This is a genomic window from Streptococcus sp. LYSM12, assembly GCF_004569635.1.
GTDB lineage: Bacteria > Bacillota > Bacilli > Lactobacillales > Streptococcaceae > Streptococcus.
Genome location: NZ_SPOZ01000011.1, coordinates 59751 through 78534, shown reverse-complemented (window position 1 = coordinate 78534; position 18784 = coordinate 59751). Strand labels below are relative to the sequence as shown.

General features: G+C 41.1%; 16 protein-coding genes and 2 pseudogenes. 4 read left to right on the top strand and 14 right to left on the bottom strand.

Features of this window, described 5'->3' with window-relative positions; genetic code table 11:
- Together E4T79_RS04985 and E4T79_RS04980 are read right to left on the bottom strand one after the other, a co-directional pair.
- The coding region (locus E4T79_RS04985; protein ID WP_135028307.1) for a DNRLRE domain-containing protein at positions 1–1657 on the bottom strand (1657 nt) is incomplete at its 3' end.
- Positions 1658–3232: 1575 nt separating this feature from the next.
- Positions 3233–5326 (bottom strand): ATP-dependent Clp protease ATP-binding subunit, encoded by a 2094-nt coding sequence (locus E4T79_RS04980; protein WP_135028305.1) that lies wholly within the window; start codon positions 5324–5326, stop codon positions 3233–3235.
- A gap of 478 nt (positions 5327–5804) precedes the next feature.
- Here E4T79_RS04980 and E4T79_RS11030 point away from each other — a divergent pair, with 478 nt between their 5' ends.
- The gene (locus E4T79_RS11030) at positions 5805–5972 is read left to right on the top strand and encodes a hypothetical protein (RefSeq protein ID WP_167752627.1); all 168 of its coding nucleotides are present in this window, start codon (positions 5805–5807) and stop codon (positions 5970–5972) included.
- A gap of 707 nt (positions 5973–6679) precedes the next feature.
- On the opposite strand, the gene E4T79_RS11450 is transcribed toward E4T79_RS11030, so the two are convergent.
- A complete protein-coding gene (locus E4T79_RS11450; RefSeq protein WP_256958053.1) occupies positions 6680–6811 on the bottom strand; it encodes a hypothetical protein in 132 nt (43 codons plus the stop codon).
- 14 nt (positions 6812–6825) lie between these two features.
- Positions 6826–6993: a hypothetical protein gene (locus tag E4T79_RS11025; RefSeq protein WP_167752626.1), complete on the bottom strand. Its 168-nt coding sequence runs from the start codon at positions 6991–6993 to the stop codon at positions 6826–6828.
- Positions 6994–7366: 373 nt separating this feature from the next.
- Between E4T79_RS11025 and E4T79_RS04975 the strand changes: the two genes are divergently transcribed.
- Complete coding sequence (locus E4T79_RS04975) at positions 7367–7588, top strand: AbrB/MazE/SpoVT family DNA-binding domain-containing protein (protein ID WP_135028303.1); 222 nt, start codon at positions 7367–7369, stop codon at positions 7586–7588.
- Positions 7585–7992 (top strand): type II toxin-antitoxin system death-on-curing family toxin, encoded by a 408-nt coding sequence (locus E4T79_RS04970; protein ID WP_135028301.1) that lies wholly within the window; start codon positions 7585–7587, stop codon positions 7990–7992. Before E4T79_RS04975 ends, E4T79_RS04970 begins: the two co-directional genes overlap by 4 nt.
- Positions 7993–8046: 54 nt before the next feature.
- On the opposite strand, the pseudogene E4T79_RS04965 reads toward E4T79_RS04970, so the two are convergent.
- The 9 genes and pseudogenes from E4T79_RS04965 to E4T79_RS04930 all read right to left on the bottom strand — a co-directional run.
- Positions 8047–8136 (bottom strand): annotated as a pseudogene (locus tag E4T79_RS04965) (IS3 family transposase); the annotation flags it as partial.
- 364 nt (positions 8137–8500) lie between these two features.
- Positions 8501–9061, bottom strand: a pseudogene (locus E4T79_RS04960) (phage replisome organizer N-terminal domain-containing protein); the annotation flags it as partial.
- A 176-nt stretch (positions 9062–9237) separates the two neighbouring features.
- On the bottom strand, positions 9238–9630 hold the full coding sequence (gene rpsI / locus E4T79_RS04955; RefSeq protein ID WP_075105055.1) for a 30S ribosomal protein S9: 393 nt from the start codon (positions 9628–9630) through the stop codon (positions 9238–9240).
- Positions 9631–9649: 19 nt separating this feature from the next.
- Positions 9650–10096: a 50S ribosomal protein L13 gene (rplM, locus tag E4T79_RS04950; RefSeq protein ID WP_067086679.1), complete on the bottom strand. Its 447-nt coding sequence runs from the start codon at positions 10094–10096 to the stop codon at positions 9650–9652.
- A gap of 215 nt (positions 10097–10311) precedes the next feature.
- On the bottom strand, positions 10312–10467 hold the full coding sequence (locus E4T79_RS11020; RefSeq protein ID WP_167752625.1) for a hypothetical protein: 156 nt from the start codon (positions 10465–10467) through the stop codon (positions 10312–10314).
- Between the two features lie 670 nt (positions 10468–11137).
- Entirely contained in the window at positions 11138–12031 is an 894-nt protein-coding gene (locus tag E4T79_RS04945) for a haloacid dehalogenase-like hydrolase (protein WP_135028299.1), read from the bottom strand.
- 50 nt (positions 12032–12081) lie between these two features.
- Positions 12082–12945: a DegV family protein gene (locus E4T79_RS04940; RefSeq protein WP_135028296.1), complete on the bottom strand. Its 864-nt coding sequence runs from the start codon at positions 12943–12945 to the stop codon at positions 12082–12084.
- A gap of 40 nt (positions 12946–12985) precedes the next feature.
- On the bottom strand, positions 12986–13723 hold the full coding sequence (gene rlmB / locus E4T79_RS04935) for a 23S rRNA (guanosine(2251)-2'-O)-methyltransferase RlmB (protein ID WP_167752624.1): 738 nt from the start codon (positions 13721–13723) through the stop codon (positions 12986–12988).
- Between the two features lie 338 nt (positions 13724–14061).
- Complete coding sequence (locus E4T79_RS04930; RefSeq protein ID WP_135028294.1) at positions 14062–14844, bottom strand: TraX family protein; 783 nt, start codon at positions 14842–14844, stop codon at positions 14062–14064.
- 774 nt (positions 14845–15618) lie between these two features.
- Between E4T79_RS04930 and E4T79_RS04925 the strand changes: the two genes are divergently transcribed.
- On the top strand, positions 15619–16575 hold the full coding sequence (locus E4T79_RS04925; protein WP_135028292.1) for an aromatic acid exporter family protein: 957 nt from the start codon (positions 15619–15621) through the stop codon (positions 16573–16575).
- 337 nt (positions 16576–16912) lie between these two features.
- Here E4T79_RS04925 and ugpC read toward each other — a convergent pair whose 3' ends face one another.
- The gene (gene ugpC, locus E4T79_RS04920) at positions 16913–18046 is read right to left on the bottom strand and encodes a sn-glycerol-3-phosphate ABC transporter ATP-binding protein UgpC (protein ID WP_135028290.1); all 1134 of its coding nucleotides are present in this window, start codon (positions 18044–18046) and stop codon (positions 16913–16915) included.
- Positions 18047–18784 lie beyond the last annotated feature (738 nt).

The window sequence follows — 18784 nt, the reverse complement described above, 5'->3', positions numbered from 1 at the left end:
CCGCAAAGACCCCTTGGAACTGGAGTTTGCCCTGCTTATCGGTCTTGACCATGGTCCGCAGGTTAATCGTGGTCTGACCCAGCCCATAATTCATATCGACAGGGTCGGGCACTGACCACTGGATGGTGAGGCTGGGCGCCTTGTCCGGGGTGAAACCTTCTTGAGCGACATTGTTGGGATCGGCTTCTGTGGTATAAAAACCTGCTCCATTTACATTCTCATCAATGGCTTTGACAACAAGCCCATAGTTAGGAGCTAACCCCTGAACCCAGTTGTTGACGGCTGTGCGAATATCAAAGTGGTAAAAGCCCCGTCCATGTGGCTGAATAGCATTCTCACCTGCAATCTCTTCTTCTAAGGAAAGGGAACTCAACCAATCGAGGGTATTGATATCAAAGTCTTGTTTGACGTAATAGGCTCCAAAAGTAGCAGCCGCCGTTCCTTTTCCGTCCGAATATTCGTACAAATTGAGACTAGCACTATCAATACGAGCTTCTTTAGGAATATTCCGAAAGTCATAATTGACTTTGAAATACATCCGGCTCTTACCAATATCCTGAGCTTCTGGCATTCCCATATTAGCGGAATCAATATAGCCCACAAAACCATAAGCTGCACCTTGGAAAGTTCCTCGAACAGAACTAGTGACAACATCGAGAATCTGTTCCCGCGGCACGGTCACGGTCGGGTCAATCCGGACAGGGTACTGGCGCTCTTTGGACGAAAGCCAGTCTTTGCCTGCGATGACGGTCACTTGGTATTTCCCAGATTTTTCACTCAACTCTAGGGTCACATCTTGACTGGTCTCACCAGTTGCGTCCACCATGATAGGGGCTGTCAAGACAAAGAGGATCTTAGTTTTACCTTTCTCACGAACCAGCACTTGATTGTTTTCAAGGCTGACATCGTAGCTTCCAGCATCCAGCCCATAGGTAAAGCGGTTCTTGTCTCCCCACTCGGCTAGGACAATCTCTTCTTTGACCCCGTTGGACTGAACCGTATACTGGACATCGGTCTTACCGTCTACGTTATTATACAAGATCGCATTTTGTTCAACGGTGGCCTTGTCATAGGTTGTCTCAAGTGGGTAAAGGGAGATTTTCTCATCTTGATGAATGACATCAATCGGGGTTTCTTCCTTGACCTCACTTGGCAGCACCACTCCAACTGGGGATTCTTTGGGCAGATAGTAGTGGTTGCCGTTGGCATGGTAGGAATAAAGCGATAAATCAACCGGGACTTCGACCCCGTCTTGATCAATGTAGGTCTTGATATCGCTTCCAATATAGGTCACAAAGTGGGTGTCATCCACACGAAAAAGCTGTTCTTGGCCACTGACCGCGACAGGCTCTCCGTACTGCGCTTTTAGCTCTGCTTCCGCGTCGCTTTCTTCCCTCACCACTTTAGGTTGTTGGATGGCATCACCCTCATCCTTAGAGGGAGGGTTTGAGTTTTCAGGGGAAGAAGATTGTTCCGTATTGGCATTCTCAGAGCCAACAATGTAACGGTTGGCTTCTTCAAGGGCGTCTTGGTAGACTTGTTCAGCCTGTCCTTGCTCGATGGCCTGCTTGAGCTCTTCTGCATAGGCAATCGGAACCTGTGCTATCACAAGCGTCAGCAAGAGCAGCCAAGTCACCAGTTGTCTAACCTTTTTCATATAGAATCTCCTTTTAAAGATAGATACACTAGCGTCTTTTAGGGGCTCTTTTCATACGTCGTTCACTCGCTTGGCCGTACCCTCGTATAGCCTGTAGCGCGGTGCCCTTGTACCAAAGTAAGCTAAAAGACGATAATGGGGAGCTAAGGCGGCAGGTCATTGAAAGGAGCCAGCTCCTCCACTATCACCTTGCCTCCTTAAAGATGATGCAGATAGCCTCTTCGGTCATAAAGCCTTGTCATGTGAAAGACTTCTTTCCTCCCTCCTAGCCTGTGCATATCTCTTTTCCTTTTCATAAATAATAATAGCAAAAAGGTAGCCTCATGTAAATAGGCTACCTATGATTATGAAAGTAGATTCAACTATTCTACATCAAACTGAAAGAAGTTTCTCACCTAAGGGCGGACAAAGAGGAAAGAGGGAAACAAGCTTATAAGGATAAGGCAAGGAATTTCCGCGCTTCTCATTGAAAGGAGGGAGAGAGAAATAACACGGGCCTAGGGAAGCTCTTCTCACTGGAATGGGAGCCTATCTCCCTTTTCAAGTCTAGCAATCCTCAGTTGTGACGAATGAAAACCAGACAGCACTCGTCACCAGATAGGCATCACACCAGTTATATAGGCATTCGTTTATCTTTTATTCCTCCGTTCACTCACTCTGTCATACTCTAGTACAGCCTCCAGCTCGGTGCCTTGTACTAAAAGCAAACGAAAAGACCATACACCCTAAGGTCCCGCTTTTGACCGTAGCTCATTACTGCACTTCCATCCTACTTATAATTTATAGGTGCTTAGCTTTACTATCCTTATCTCCAAGAGACTCTAGCCAAAAAGTCCAGTACACTTCTCAGACTCCGCACAAATATCTCGCGCAATGGTTGGTTTCCTCATCAGCTATCATACCATTGAGGGTTGGGAACGATATGCTGTTCCTATTTGTTTCAAGGGAACCGGCCAAAAATCTCCACTGGAGCTTTTCACTCGTCAGATTTTCTAGTTTGCCATAGCTGTTGCAGGCTATGCCTGGTTACAGATATGGATGCTCTTTCGGGTACACTTTGTGCTTTTAACGCCCTCATACTTTTTTAGCTAACTCCAGAGGTCTTTGGAGATGAGGCTTATCAACTAGAGAGCGAAGTCATGGATTGCAAGACAACGCAGGCTTAAAGAAAATGACAAGGAAAAGCAATCGAAGATAGAATATTGTTCTTTTATATTCAAGGGAATAGGCTGAAAACCTCCACTGGAGCTTTTCACTCGTCAGATTTTCTAGTTTGCCATAGCTGTTGCAGGCTATGCCTGGTTACAGATATGGATGCCCTTCGGGTACACTTTGTGCTTTTAACGCCCTCATACTTTTTTAGTTAACTCCAGAGGTATCTCATACCTTTCTTTGGAGATAGGGCTTATCAACTAGAAAGCGAAGTCATGGATTGCAAGACAACGCAGGCTTAAAGAAAATGACAAGGAAAAGCAATCGAAGATAGGATATTGTTCTTTTATATTCAAGGGAATAGGCTGAAAACCTCCACTGGAGCTTTTCACTCGTCAGATTTTCTATTTTCACTTTGTGCTTTTAACGCCCTTGTATCTTAAGTGTGCCATCTACCATGTCCGCGAGGAGTTCCTTAACTTCCAAATGGTCAAGGTAGAAATCAGTTACCTTATCTCTAATTTCTTGCTCAATCACACGGCGGAGTGGTCGTGCTCCCATGACTTTGTCATAGCCCTGCTCAATCAAATATTCTTTGGCACTATCGGTCACCTTTAAGTGCATGTCTTTCTTTGCTAACATTTGGTTGACTTCTGCCAACATCAACTCGACAATAGCTGCCAAATCTTCTTTTCCAAGATGAAGAAATTCGATGACCGCATTGAAACGATTGAGGAATTCTGGACGGAAGAAAGGTTTGAGACGATCCATAATGTCAATTTTATCCTCTTCATTGCTTTCAGCTCTTTCATAGCCAAAACCTGCATTTGAAGTAGCAATAATAACCGTATTTTTAAAATTAACCGTGTTTCCCTGACCATCTGTCAAATGCCCGTCATCAAGAACTTGAAGAAGAAGAGTGATGACTTGTGGGTCTGCCTTTTCAATCTCATCCAGAAGAATGATAGAGTATGGATTTCTACGTACACGCTCAGTCAAGGTGTTATTATTGTCATCATAGCCCACATATCCTGCTGTTGTACCAATCAACTTAGAAACTGCCGTACGATCGCTGTACTCAGACATATCTAAGCGGATAATAGCATCTTTGGTACCAAAGAGATCAAGTGCCAACTGTTTTGCCAGCTCAGTCTTTCCAACTCCGGTCGGTCCAACAAAGAGGAAACTACCGATTGGGCGATTCCCCTCATCAAAACCTGCACGATTTCTGCGAATGGCACGAGCCACAGCTTCCACTGCATCATTTTGACCGATAACCTTACTCTTGAGACGACCATTCATTTCTTTCAAGCGCTCGATATCACTTGAACCCATTTGAGAAACTGGAATGCCTGTCATACGCTCAATGGACCCTGCTATATCATTAAGACTCGCCGTCACCTTGGTATTTTTTGCATGGTTTTCAATTTGTTTTTCCAACTCTTCGATACGGACTTTAGCATTCAAAGCTGCTTCGTAATCCTCTTTTTGTACAGCGGCCTCTTGTTTTTCCTTTTCTTGAGCAATTTCTGCTTCAATGGTATGGATGTCAGTCACAGGATGCTGTGCTGCCAAATGAGCTGCAGTCACATCAAGAAGATCGATTGCCTTATCTGGTAAACTCCGCTGTGGAATATACTGGACAGAATAGTCTATGGACGCTTTCAAGACCTCATCTGGTAAAATGACATTGTGGTGTTCTTCGTACAAGTCGCGGATGCCTTGGAGGATTTTGTAGGTGTCCTCTGCAGACGGTGCATTGACCTTAACTTCATTGAAACGACGCGCAAGTGCTGCATTTTTCAAAATGGTATTTCGATATTCGTCCTGAGTGGTGGCTCCAATCACGGTTAATTCTCCTCGAGAAAGAGCTGGTTTCAAGATATCCGCAAGTCCTTTAGAACCTCCTTCACCCGTACTCCCTGCACCAAGAATCTGATGGATTTCATCAAAGAAGATGATAACATTTCCCATTTCCTTGACTTCTGTCATTAGTTTTTGGATATTTTCCTCAAAACTACCACGATACTGAGTGCCTGCTTCAAGACCTGAAATATCAATCGAAATCAATTCCTTGTTTTTAATCGCAGCCGGAACATCCCCATGCACAATTGCTTGGGCTAACCCCTCTACAACTGCTGTCTTCCCCACTCCCGCATCACCAACCAGAACAGGATTGTTCTTGGTTCTGCGAGAAAGGATTTCCGCTGTTTCTTGGATTTCCTTGTTGCGCCCAATGACAGGATCAAGTATGCCTTCTCTTACTTCAGCCGTTAAGTTACGACCCAATTTTGCAAGAATTCCGTCTTTTGGGAAATGCGGATTGTGCAGGCTTTTCTCTTGTCCTTCTACTTGTGGTAATTGACCTGTCATACGGTAATGGGCAAATTCTTCCGGTGTCACTTCACGACCATTGATTAGATAGCGGCGATTTTCTGTGTTATAGCCACCCATTCGCCCCATCAGTTGATTGAAAATATCATCCATATTGTTAAAGTTATTATAATAATTGTTCATATTCATCCCTCATTTCATTATTCATTTGACGTTTACTGACCTTTTCTTTTTAAAAAAAGCCCTCGCCTAATTTTCATTGACGTTATCTGACCTTTCTTTCAAAAGAAATCGAAGCCTAGCTTCACATCATTTTTCCATCCTTTCATTTGACATTTACTGACCAATATATTAAAAATAAAAACTCTAAAACGATTGGTCTTGTAAGGTTTCCCAACCTTACATACCCATTATACATCATTGGTCAGTAAAAGTCAATAGTGTTTAACTCATTTTTTTGATACCTCAATTATAAAAGATGACCTGCCCTTGAGGACAAACCAGTCACAATCTAGAATACAACTACATTGAGTGTTACAATAAAAGCCCCAATCCTTTTACTGTAACAGACATATTTTAATAAGAAAAGACTTGTTTTTTTTAGATAAGAAATGTATGATAGACTTGAAAAAGTATTAAGGATAGCTTGTTAGAAAGGAGATTGACTAAAATCAAGCTATTAGAAACCTTGCCGTGTTTTTCAGCTTTAGTCTTTGACCTTAGAAAGGAGCAGGACTATGAAAAAATCATGGACGGTCAAGTGGGAAAGGGAACAGGACAAGTTAGCTTCCCCAAAGCAGTCCCTTTACTTGTCCAGGAGTTATCATAGATCATTCAGGGAGGTGTCAGTAAATGAAGTGGAAGAATAAAAAGGTGCAAGTATTTATTTTAGGACTCCTTGTCGGCTTGTTCGTTATCCCTTTCTTTAGGGGATATGTCGTTTCTTTTCTAGAGTTTCTATTTGGCTAGTCAGCTCATCTGACTGATAGGAAAGTGACAAAACAAGCGAAGAAATTTATAAATAAAAGTGCACATAAAAGTCTATAGAGCAGGAACGTTGTTCCTGCTCTATTTTGATAGTATAATGTTTTGACTTTAAAAGAGAATATGCCCTAAGTCGATTGATACCGAGTAGGTGACTTTCGTAGCCTATAGCAAGGCGATCCTATCGAGATTTAAGAGTATGAGCAAGGACAAAGAAAGACAGTGCATGTCCAAATTGGTCACATCTCCTGTTTTTCCCCTTTCCATCATGACTTCCCAGCCACCCCTATTGGTAGGCAACCAATATTCTACTCGGTCAAATCGAGATGACCCAGTTGGTAAATCCTATCCGCCTGCTGGGGTAAACTATCCCACGGGCTTTTCCCAGTGCGACTGACAAGCGAAACTAGCTGTTTCAAATTTGCCAAATGCCTGCATCCCTCTCCGTAAAGCCCAGCACATGAATGGCTTTTTGGAAGTAGTGCTTCACTGCCTGTATTAACAGCCTGCGTATCCGTGCCTTGCTATAGCGTTTGATCGCCGTCTTCTCCACTAATTGTCCGGAGCTAGCAGTTTTATCGCTTCTTTGATACGACTTGCCATTGCTTGATTAACTGGATACATCCTTGTCCAATCAGGATTTGAAAGAATTTGATAGCGAAGATAAAAACATAATCTGTCCATGAAACACCATTTGCTTATCTAATCAAGTCTAAACTAGAGCTAAAAGTCGCAACAAAATCTGTATCGTCAATCCAATTTCTCAAAGCCGTTGCCAAGGTAAACTCCAAATGGCTATCTAAAAAATGAAAACCTGCTCCCTTTCCTACTATCAGACATACCCGTCTAACTATATCAATCAGCAACTAAAGGTACAACAGCTACCTACACCGCTCTACATTTCATGTTAAAAAAAGAAAAAGAACACTCTAGCGAGTGTTCCAAGTAAATATCGTCTTCTCTCGAATTAACGTTTACTGAATTGTGAAGCTTTACGTGCTTTCTTAAGACCTGGTTTTGAGTGACAGAAGTCAAATATCTGTAAAAGGCTATAATATCAAAATTTCAAACCCCATTTTCATTACAAATAAACACTTATAACCCAATCCTACAAATAACGGGTTAGCATTAGATTACCAAAAATCAGTTTTTGGAGCTGATGTAGTTGAGAAAATTATGTATCTACTTTACTTTTTAGTGCATTCATTTTATAATGTATATACAAAGGGAGGTGTAAGCATGAATGTTATCTTAAGAAAAACTGGAAATAGTACTGTCATCACAATTCCAAATAAAATTAAAGAGACACTTGGAGCAGAAATTGGTGAAGAAATTGAATTTGTCACTTCAGGAAATAATGTCATCATCCGTAAAGCTGAGCCAAAATTTGATTTCGACAGAGAACTAGAAAAAGCAATGAATCAATACGATGAGCTCTTGAAAGAATTGGTGGATAGATGAGGTATCTAACTGCTGAAGATATTATCAAAATCAATGTCATGGTTATTGGGAAATATTCTCCCAAAGAACCCGTTGGAATAGCTGACCCTAATAGCTTGCAGATGATTGTTGAACAGCCGAAACAAGAGATTTTCGGCAAAACTCTCTATCCAGATATTTACAGCAAGGCTGCTATCATCTGGATTAACTTGATTAAGAAACATCCTTTTTACAATGCCAACAAACGAACCGCCGTTCTTGCCTTACATATGTTTCTAGCAATGAATGGCTATCAATCCAATCTTTCCTTAAGCGATGGACTTGAAAAGACAGTTGAGATTGCTACTTTTCAGAGTGACTTCGAAGAATTAAAGGAAACAATGATTCATTTCCTCAAACAAAATGGAAATGTAACTAAATTATAATTAAAAAGTGGTTGGAACCCTTTTGTACTGACCCCACAAAGTTAGACAAAAATATTAGTGAAAGGATTTAGTTCTGTATTGAATAGGACTAAGTCCTTTTAGTTTTGCTTTAATGCGTTTATTGTTGTAGTAAAAAATATAATCATACTCATTTAAAATCAACATTAGCATTTCTTACTACTTCCTTAAGTTGTGCGGACAGATACGGAGTTTCATTCCTAATTTTTGAGCTAAAGGTTTTGAAAATCCCGTCCTCAGCAGCAAGGTATTTATTGCCGGGGATACCACTACGGCGGAAGTAGCCTTTTAGCTCACTACGTTCGCTTTCCCTTGAAAATTAGTTTAAAAATTCGCTATTTTTGAAATTAGTTAAGTATAACATAGCGCATCACAATCCTTAATAGTCATGTATTAGGTTTTCAAGTTTGCTATTTTTGATTTTTACAGAGTATTAGCTGTAATTGTAAGGATAGATAAACCTGCCATTATACTTATCTGCAATGACTTATAGCAAAGAATAATATTCTGGTTTGACATAAGTTTGAGTTTCTCTAGAACTACTATCCAGTATATTCTTATTCTCTTTCTTACTCTTGTTCTTAATCTGTGGCGTTACCAGTCGTTACGGGTAACGTTTCTGTAACGTTACATTCCAAGTGTAACTGCTCTTGACCACTTACCAAGGCTTTTTGTTTTTGGCGATGGCGTGCCACTCTTTCTCTAGTTTGCTGACGAATTTTTTCAAGTCCATCACTGTTCTGATGCTTTTCCCAATTTGGAATGGTAACAGCACCATCTACAAATGCAATCATCCCAAATTGCTTAAAGGTTGTTAATGCTAATTTCACTGTTGTTGACTTCCTTCTAAAGACTGTCGTAAACATATCCTCTGTGTAAAAAACTTTATCGCCAAGAGCTAGAACTCCACTGTAATTTTGTTTACCAGCTAAAACTAATAACTTAAACCAAATCACAATTAAAGTATCGCCTTCAGGCATCAATTCTATTGGCTGAATCTTTTCGTCATCAAAATGTCTGTCGTTATCTTAATCCATCGAACATCACTCATAAACGCTTCCTTTATCTTTCATACTGCTTTAGCAAGATAGAACCTATTTATTGTTCAACTGCAAATTCACTCTAAAAAACCAAGTCTTGAAGGATTACCAAAGCACATTTTTCAACAAAAAAACACCCCATGGTGTGAACCATGAAGTGTTGTAAATGCTGTATTGTAGCGAATTCTTAACGTTTTGAGAACTGGCTAGCTTTACGTGCTTTCTTAAGACCTGGTTTCTTACGTTCTACCATACGAGCGTCACGTGTAAGAAGTCCTGCGCGTTTCAATGAATCGCGGAAGTCTGGATCTACTTGAAGAAGAGCGCGAGCGATACCGTGACGGATAGCTCCTGCTTGCCCTGCATAACCACCACCTACAACGTTTACCAAAACGTCATAGCTACCTACTGTTGAGGTAACGGCAAATGGTTGGTTGATAACCAAGCGAAGATCAGCGTGTGGAATGTACTCTTCCACATCTTTTTTGTTAACAGTGATTTTACCAGTTCCTGGAACAAGGCGAACGCGTGCAACAGCGTTTTTACGACGTCCAGTACCTGCATATTGTGCTTGTGACATACTTTATTTGTTCCTTTCCTTAGATAAGTCCTGAAATATCAAGAACTTCTGGTTGTTGTGCAGCGTGGTTGTGCTCAGAACCAACAAATACTTTTAATTTCATCCCTTGAGCGCGTCCAAGAGTGTTGTGTGGAAGCATTCCTTTAACTGACTTTTCAATCAAGCGAACTGCATTTTTTGAACGAAGTTCACCGGCAGTGATTGATTTCAATCCACCTGGGTACATTGAGTGAGTGTAGTAAACCTTATCAGTTGCTTTCTTACCAGTTAATTTTACTTTTTCAGCATTGATAACGATCACAAAGTCACCTGTATCAGTGTGTGGGGTGAATGTTGGTTTGTTTTTTCCACGAAGAACGCTTGCTACAACTGCTGAAAGGCGTCCAAGAGGCACATCAGTCGCGTCTACTACGTACCATTTGCGTTCAACTTCACCTGGCTTAGCCATGTATGTTGTTTTGTTCATGATTTCTCCTATATGAATATCGTTTTTGTTTACAGGGCGGATGTTCCAGTCCGCAAGTTATTTGAAGGGTTCCGGGGCCTTTCAAATGGGGTAAACAATACCGTTTACCATTATAGCAAAAGAAAAGAGAGAAAGTCAAGCCTTACTACTCTTTTTTCTTGACTTTTTGCTCATTCATTTCTAAAGAAAATAAAACTATCCATTAGCCCTTAGCACTATGAAATCTCTAAGTAGGACAGGGGACAATCACTGTCTAATGGATAAAGCCCCACACTTTTTTCTAATAGAGCAAACCATTGAGCTGAAAATTCTTCAAATGCTATAGTTGCTTCAAGTCTGTCTTGCTCTAATCTTCTACCAAACCACGCCATAGTTGCCTGTTCAAACCGTAACCTAGCATAAGTAATGTGCGGTAAAACTGTCGCATCAAAATCCGTATGAAGAGAAACTGCTACTTCTTGCGCCTGGGGAAGAAACTGTTTTTTAATTTTCTGCTAAACTTCTTCACCTAGCTCTTGCCAATGAAGAAGCTTTCCGTCAACCTGGTATCGTCATTTCGTTTGTCTTTTACTACTTCGTTCACTCGCTTTGCCGTACTCCAGTACAGCTTGCAGCTTCTTGCCTAATACTAAAAGTAAACAAAAGACTATAAAAGAAATGAAAAGTTTCTTCGTTTGCCTTAAAATCAGCTAGAACAAAGGCCCGTTCTACCTCTTAACTAGCCGCCTTTACAGCATTCACCAGCAATCTTTGTTGCATGCTATACCAATCGTCAAGCGTTGCTTCTTTCGAGACTGTTTGTTCAATATACCAATCTTCTGCCAGACTTTCCGGGCTGGCTTGCCCCTATTGATCTGCTCCACTACTGCTCTCTTTCGTTTTATAAAAAGCGTCTTTATTTGTGTGCGATATTCAAAATAGCTACATAAAAACCAAACAGTCGTCTGTATCAGCGAGCTATCGTTGCCAGAAAGCATTTTTCCAGCACCAAGACCAGTCCCTAGGAATTCGAGTAGCTTCTTGAAAAACAAATAGCACTCATTAGCGCAGTATAGACTGACCCATTCGGAAATAGGTGTGGCGTTTCCCTCTGACTGCTAGACTGAGAGCCATGATGTTTTCGGGATCTGGCATACGACCATAACCTCCATCGCCAATGTGGTGAATGTCTGTCCCCACGCGCTTATTGCTAAGACCAAATTCACGAACCGTCTGACTATCTGCACTTTCTTGGCTCGTTCCAATTGTTGACATAACCAAGGCACCTGCCTGCTTCACTCGCGTAACAATCGGTGCCACCATGTCCTCACGCACACCAGGAACAGTTCCTACTGCTGGAATCAATATGCCATCCGCTCCTGCTGCCACAAAATCAAGTAGGGCTGCTTCATTGACCACTGCTTCTCCCAGACCTGCTCCGTGCATTTTTCCTGCAAAAATGAGACCATTAAAATGCTGGACAGCGAGGAAAATAGCTTCCTCAATCGCCGATAATGAGACCCCTGTAGCCGGATTTCCTGTTAACAGAATAAAGTCAACACCTAGCTCATTGGCTCTTTGTAGGCTGGCTAGACTGACTTTGCGACCAGGAGAGAGAACCATTTGCTCATCCATCACTTCCTTTTCTTCATCTACAGGTTCTAGATTAATCCCAATGGGACGCCCTGTCAGGCGTTTCAATTCTGCAATAGGATTATCGCAAGTATAAAAATCCTGAATAAAACAGCTAAAAACATCAAATTCGTTGAGAACTAGCAGATCACAGCCAAAGGCCGACATCATCTCTGCATTTGAAACCCCAGCTATAAGAGGGGCTGCTGTCACCACTGTCTCCCCCAGTAAAATCCGTCCTTCACTAGCCTTGATACTCTGCTTTAATTCAGACTTGTTCATCGCTTTGATGTCGCTTGCATAAGCTGATAGTAATCGTTTCATTTCTCCCTCCTCTAGAAAACGTTTTCTTTTTGCAACAAAAGAAAAGCGAATTATCGCTGATCTCTTCCAATGGATAAAATAGCCAGGGAACCTGTCCCTGTATGGCTAGCAATAATTGGACCCAAAGGCTCCATCATCACTTGCTCCACTCGCTGATCCGCAAGCAAGGTATCACGTAGCTGCTCGGCAGCTTTTATATCACCAGTATAGGCCACCATGACACAGGAGGCGTCCAAGCGTTCAAGGGTTAAGCCTAACATCTCCTTTATGCCTTTTTTCTTACCTCGAAGTTTGGCGATAGAAACGAGCTTTCCATCACTATCGATTGAAATCAAGGGCTTAATATTGACCAAACCTCCGATAAGAGCAGCCGTTTTTGACAGGCGACCTCCACGTACCAGGTGGTGCAAATCATCAACTAAAAGATACGTCCGCAAACGGGGAATTACATCTTCAATGATTGCTACTGTGTCAGTAAGTGACATTCCTAGCTCTCGTGCTTTTGCAGCTTTTAATACAAGATAAGCCTCTCCCAAAGTAGCTGCTTTAGTATCAATGATTTCAATCACCGCTTCCGGATAGTCATCCATCACTATCTCACGTGCCATAACTGCACTTTGATAGGTTCCTGATAAGGCAGCAGAAAAAGCCAAATATAAAACTGCTTGATTAGCTTTTGCATGCTTTCTAAAAAGAGCTTCAAATTGCCCGACATTGACTTGGCTAGTCGTCGGTTGTCCACCTGCTCGCATTTTTTCTAACAAAACATCACTTGTCAAGCGATTTTCGCCGACAGTTTCGTAGACGATACCGTCTAACTCCACAGTCAATCCCATAATCTCCAAGTCATATTGTTCAATCCATTCTACTGGTACATCCGATGTAGAATCTGTTACGATTTTAAATTGGACCATATATCTCCATTTCTAGGTTCAGGTATTTTTACACCAAACTCTACAGTTTATTCCGAAAAACTTCATACATCAGCACGGCCGCAGCCACACTGGCATTTAAACTCTGCACATGTCCTTTCATAGGAATAGTAATCATCTCATCGACCTGTTTTTTGATATTAGCAGAAATACCCTTTCCTTCATTGCCAATGATGAGAGCCAATTTTCCTGCTGTATTCCACTTATGACTAGGGGTACCATTCATGTCCGTCCCAAAAATCCAGAAGCCCGCTACTTTTAATTTCTCCAAGGTCTGGCTTAGATTCGTCACTCGAGCAATGGGAATATGGGCCACCGCACCCGTTGAGGTTTTAGCGACAACAGGCGTTACGCCGACCGCACGATGTTTAGGAATGATGATGCCTGCTACCTGAGTTGCATCTGCTGTCCGTAAAATAGAGCCAAAATTGTGGGGATCCGTCAAGCCGTCCAAAACTAAAATCAGCGGATTTTCTTCCTGATTTGCTCTTTCCAAGATAACGGTTAAGTCTGTATAGGCAAAGGCCGACACCCGCAAGACAAATCCTTGGTGAACAGCTCCTGAAGTCATCTCAGATAAACTTTTCTTAGAGGTCCAGGAAATCGATACCTTTTTTTCAGCTGCAAGAGCTTTGATTTTATCCACATTTTTTCCGCGCAAATCTTCCTGCAAATAGAGCTTATTGCCAACATTGGCTTCCAAACTCTCCACCACTGCATGCACGCCATAAACGATATCATTTTCTTCTATTTGTTTCATGCCTTTATTATAACAGTTTCAAAGCGTTTTTACTAGTCAGCTTTCTATCAAATCACGACAAATCCATAAAGAAAATACATGTAAGTATTATTTTCTAGTTACATGCATTTTTTCAAAATAGTTTCATTAAATGTACATTTTATACGACTCGCTTTCACGGTTTAAAATTGAGAAAACTTGGAGATGACAGAGAGAAAAGCTTGCCTCCTCTAAACTTAAGATAGAACAAAAGTCTACTCATGTCAAAAGATAGTGATATAGTCATTTCGTTTATCTTACAAAGGCACCTCCATAATGATACAAAAAGCCCTGCATGTTGCCAGGCTTCTATACTAAATTTACTGTATAAAGAACTCTAGTATATAAATAACAACTAGATGTGCTGGATAAATCATATAGAATAGATCTTTTTCCCAACGTTCTCCACTGCCACCTCTTTGTCCGTTATACCTCATGATGAGCGGAATTGCCAACCATTGCATAAACTGATTATCAAATCCCAAATAATGATATAAGTCAGTATAAGCATATCCTAAAGAATAGTAATTCATAATTGCTTTTACTGCAAACAAAAGAGAGGTTACTGCCAGTGCCCAAACAGTGATCCGTTTCGAACCATGAAACCATGCTAGCACCAACCCAAAAGGTAAGAGATACAAACCACCCTCTGTTAGACAGGTAAGCAATATCATAGGAATAAGAAAGCTAATATGCTTCCACTTATTACCATCCTTGGTTTGAATCCGTTCGACGAGAGAAAAAATGATGTAAAAACATGTCAGTGTTAGAAAGATGTTATTTCCATTCAATAACAAAAAGGCATCGAATTCCTTTGTCAAAGGGTTATAGTACTGTCCTGTCACAATATTTTTTACAAGATTAATGACAAACATTACAAAAGCGCCTGTGTACAACCTCTTGAAATAGTTCGAGCGGTTAGAAGTGTGGGTAAATCCCTCCATTAGCAAATATAAAAATACTGGAGCAACAAAGCGACCAACCCAAGATACCCAAATTGGAAACCCCAAGTGATGACCGAAGTGAGTATTGACATGATCAACAATCATGCCAGCTAGAGCAATTAATTTTAGTTGAAAACCTGTTAATTCTAATTTTTTCATTATAACCTCCTCCTGTCAATTATACCATAAAAAAATCTGAGATGACTCCAATCGCAAACTCTACAATGGTACAAGGAAGAGCCGTCTTGTTTCAGAAACTATTTACTCTTCTAATGGCTCCATCCGTAGACTTTCCCATAAACCACAATCTTAACACGACGAAAGAAAATCCAGACTACTGGACACGGAGGAGGGGAAAATATGAGGTTCTACTCATCACTGCCAGCTGATTTTTATAATACGCTACCTCAGGCTTAGCTTATCTATAGATGTATGCTTAAAAATAGATGAACAGGAGGCTGGAGGTCTCCTGTTGAAGCGATATCTTCGACGTTTCTATTCATCAGTGTAGTCTATATGGTCGCTTGAAATAACTATAGGATATGATGATATTTTCTCATGATCCACTGCCTTTTAAGGGTAAAACTCCCGCATTCCCTAACGGCAGGTGAAATCAATCTAGAAACCTCCCCCATTTCATTTTCATAACATACACTCGTATATAGTCATCTCGTTTATCTTTTATTACTTCGTTAACTCGTTTTACCGTACTCTAGTAGAGCCTGCAGCTCCTTGCCTAGTACTAAAAGTAAACGAAAAGACTATACAATCCTACTGGCTAATGATCTTAGGATGCTATATTCACGTCCAAAATATTTTTCAGTACAGCTTCTACAATACTCAGCCACACCACAATCAAATCTCTAAAACACTCTCCATCTATATGCTATAATAAAGCATAATACCTATTCACACCCACTATAGGAGACTACTATGCCCTTACTTCATCGAACGATCAAGCTCGTTCTTGCGACCTGTATCGCAATTGCTTTGGCTGATTTGTTACAGTTATCCTACGCTACATCCGCAGGAATTATTGCCATTTTAAGTATTTTAGACACCAGACGTGCTTCGCTCAAAACAGCCTGGGCCAGGCTTTGGTCAACGGTTTTAGCTCTTGCGATTGCCACTTTTGCTTTCTCTCTTTTTGGTTTTCACTTGTTGACCTTGGGACTTTATCTCTGTTTCTATGTCCCGCTTGCTTACAAAGCAAATCTGACGGCAGGCATCGCACCTTGTACAGTCCTTGTAACTCACTTATTCTTAGAAAAATCTAATTCACTGATCCTTTTAGGAAATGAACTGATACTCTTTTTGATTGGAACTGGAATTGCTCTCATCGCCAACCTCTACATGCCTTCACAGGACAAACAAATCCAAATCTACCACGAAGAGGTAGAGCAAGATCTAAAATCTATCCTCCTACGCTTTCAAGAATTTTTACTGACAGGAGATGGCCGCAATGAGGCACAACTGATTCGCCAACTAGACCACACACTCCAAGAAGCACTGGATGTTGTCTATCTTGACCGTCACAATCAACTCTTTCACCAGACCAACTACCAAGTTCATTATTTTGAAATGCGACTCGCACAAAATAAGATTCTGCGCACTATGGCCAACAATATGAACAAATTTTCACTTGAGAGCCGCGAGGCTGTAATCCTAGCTAGCCTTTTTGAACGAACAGCTCTCCAACTAAGTAGGCAAAACCCCGGTCATGAACTCCTAGAAGATATTGAACTCTTTCATCAAACTTTCCGTGAGCGCCCACTCCCTCAGACACGAGAAGAATTTGAAGCACGGGCAACCCTCTTTCAACTCCTCCATGATATGGAAGCCTTTATCCAGCTCAAAGTGAATTTTTATGAACAATATGCAGGGGACTAGACTAATCCAGTGGATTAGTCTAGCTCGAGTATAGAAAAAATTTTTAAAAAACGAGGTTAAGCCAGGGGATTGGTTCGTAATCAAATTCGGGCTAAAAGTTCAGAAAAACCAAAGGTAGAACTAGTTCTACCTTTGGTTTTTTGTCACAGATTGATTTTTACGCTTTTGTATAGTCATTTCGTTTATCTTTTATTACTTCGTTACCTCGCTTTGCCGTACTCCAGTACAGCCTGCAGCTCCTTGCCTAGTACGAAAAGTAAACGAAAAGACTATAGCGTATTCTAGACGACAACCTCCCCACCAAACGGCAGGGAGGTTGTTTAGCATTCTAATAAATTTAAATGATAGCCTTGTTGGTATCATTATCAAAGAAATGTGCCTTGTTTAAGTTAAAGGCTAAGCGTACTTGTTCACCTGGTTTATGAAAATCACGCGCATCTACACGAGATACAAACTCAGTTGACCCGACACGGCTATAGAGCATAGACTCTGCACCTAGCAATTCAGAAACAACCACTTCTGATGTCACGATACTCTCCGGATATGTTTCCAATTCTAATTGAGAGGCCTTAATATCTTCTGGACGAATACCAAGAGTAAACGTTTTTCCTTCGTACCCTCTTTCTTCCAAATGTTTTCTGCGACCCTCTGGCAGGCGAAGTGAGAAATTCTCTCCGTCTGATAAAACACCATCGCTCAAGGTCACATTGAAGAAGTTCATCGCTGGGCTTCCGATGAAGCTAGCAACAAATTTGTTAACTGGAGAGTTATACAATTCTTCTGGTGTCCCGATTTGCTCGATACGTCCGATTGTTCCTGTACCTGCTTCATTTTTAGTAGCACTCATGATAACGATACGATCCGCAAGCGTCATCGCTTCTGTCTGGTCATGAGTTACGTAGATGGTTGTTGCACCGATACGACGGTGGATTTTCGCAATCTCTGTCCGCATGGACACACGAAGTTTCGCATCTAGGTTTGACAAAGGTTCATCCATTAGGAATACTTTTGCATCACGAACAATCGCACGTCCCATAGCAACACGCTGGCGTTGTCCCCCCGACAAGTCAGCAGGTTTTCTTTGTAAGAATTCAGTTAAACCGAGAATACTTGCTGCTTCTTCTACCCGTTTTTTTATTTCTTCCTTGCTGTACTTGCGCAACTTCAAACCAAATGCCATGTTGTCAAATACAGTCATGTGTGGATATAGAGCATAGTTTTGGAATACCATGGCAATGTCACGGTCTTTTGGTGCCACATCATTCATCAATACATCATCAATATATGCTTCACCCTCCGTAATATCTTCAAGACCTGCAATCATCCGAAGCGTTGTTGATTTACCGCATCCTGAAGGACCAACGAATACGATGAATTCTTTGTCTTTGATGTCGAGATTAAAATCTTCAACGGAATAATGTTCACTATTTGGATATTTTTTATAGATATTTTTCAGATTTAATTGAACCATGTTCAAACCTCGCTTTCTTTCTACTATTCTAGTATAAATGAAAACGCTTTATTTGTCCCCTGTCAATCTGAACAAAAAGAAAAAAACAATTTGTACAAGTTGCACAAGATACGAGGGCGGTTAAAATTCGTAGGAAAATAGGAAATTGGCGCCGTGTCACGGGACACAAGGCAATTTATCTTTTTCTCTAGAATTTTAGCCCGAGTTCAGTTATCCAAGATACGAGGGCGTCTAAAAAGCGAATGAAAAATAGAAAATACAACGAAGAAGCTTCTGCTTCTAGGAGTATTTATCTTTTTTCCGAGCTTTTAGCCTGAGTTCAGTTACATCAAGATACAAAGCCCGTTAAAAACTCAAAGCGAAAATAGGAAATTTGACGAAGAAACGTTAGTGTCTAGGAAAATTTATCTTTTTCGCACAGAGTTTAGGGCGTGTTCAATTACATCAAGATACAAAGCCCGTTAAAAACTCAAAGCGAAAATAGGCGGCCGAACAGAAGCGGAACGCTTCGTTGTGAGACCCCTGCGAAGATAGCTAGGCTCGTCACCAATGAAATGCAGGGAGGAGCCAGCTAGCTACCGCTAAACAATCGAAGCAGGTTGTCTAGCAACCAATGAGATTTATCTTTTTCGCACAGAGTTTAGGGCGTGTTCAATTACACCAAGATACAAAGCCCGTTAAAAACTCAAAGCGAAAATAGGAAATTTGACGAAGAAACATTAGTTTCTAGGAAAATTT

Coding starts and splice junctions, on each gene's coding strand:
- E4T79_RS04925 (WP_135028292.1), top strand. CDS start 15,619: ATGCCCTTACTTCATCGAACGATCAAGCTCGTTCTTGCGACCTGTATC.
- E4T79_RS04975 (WP_135028303.1), top strand. CDS start 7,367: ATGAATGTTATCTTAAGAAAAACTGGAAATAGTACTGTCATCACAATT.
- rpsI (WP_075105055.1), bottom strand. CDS start 9,630: ATGTCACAAGCACAATATGCAGGTACTGGACGTCGTAAAAACGCTGTT.
- E4T79_RS04940 (WP_135028296.1), bottom strand. CDS start 12,945: ATGGTCCAATTTAAAATCGTAACAGATTCTACATCGGATGTACCAGTA.
- E4T79_RS04970 (WP_135028301.1), top strand. CDS start 7,585: ATGAGGTATCTAACTGCTGAAGATATTATCAAAATCAATGTCATGGTT.
- E4T79_RS04945 (WP_135028299.1), bottom strand. CDS start 12,031: ATGAAACGATTACTATCAGCTTATGCAAGCGACATCAAAGCGATGAAC.
- E4T79_RS04980 (WP_135028305.1), bottom strand. CDS start 5,326: ATGAACAATTATTATAATAACTTTAACAATATGGATGATATTTTCAAT.
- rlmB (WP_167752624.1), bottom strand. CDS start 13,723: ATGAAACAAATAGAAGAAAATGATATCGTTTATGGCGTGCATGCAGTG.
- E4T79_RS11020 (WP_167752625.1), bottom strand. CDS start 10,467: ATGGCGTGGTTTGGTAGAAGATTAGAGCAAGACAGACTTGAAGCAACT.
- E4T79_RS04930 (WP_135028294.1), bottom strand. CDS start 14,844: ATGAAAAAATTAGAATTAACAGGTTTTCAACTAAAATTAATTGCTCTA.
- rplM (WP_067086679.1), bottom strand. CDS start 10,096: ATGAACAAAACAACATACATGGCTAAGCCAGGTGAAGTTGAACGCAAA.
- ugpC (WP_135028290.1), bottom strand. CDS start 18,046: ATGGTTCAATTAAATCTGAAAAATATCTATAAAAAATATCCAAATAGT.
- E4T79_RS11450 (WP_256958053.1), bottom strand. CDS start 6,811: ATGGACAGATTATGTTTTTATCTTCGCTATCAAATTCTTTCAAATCCT.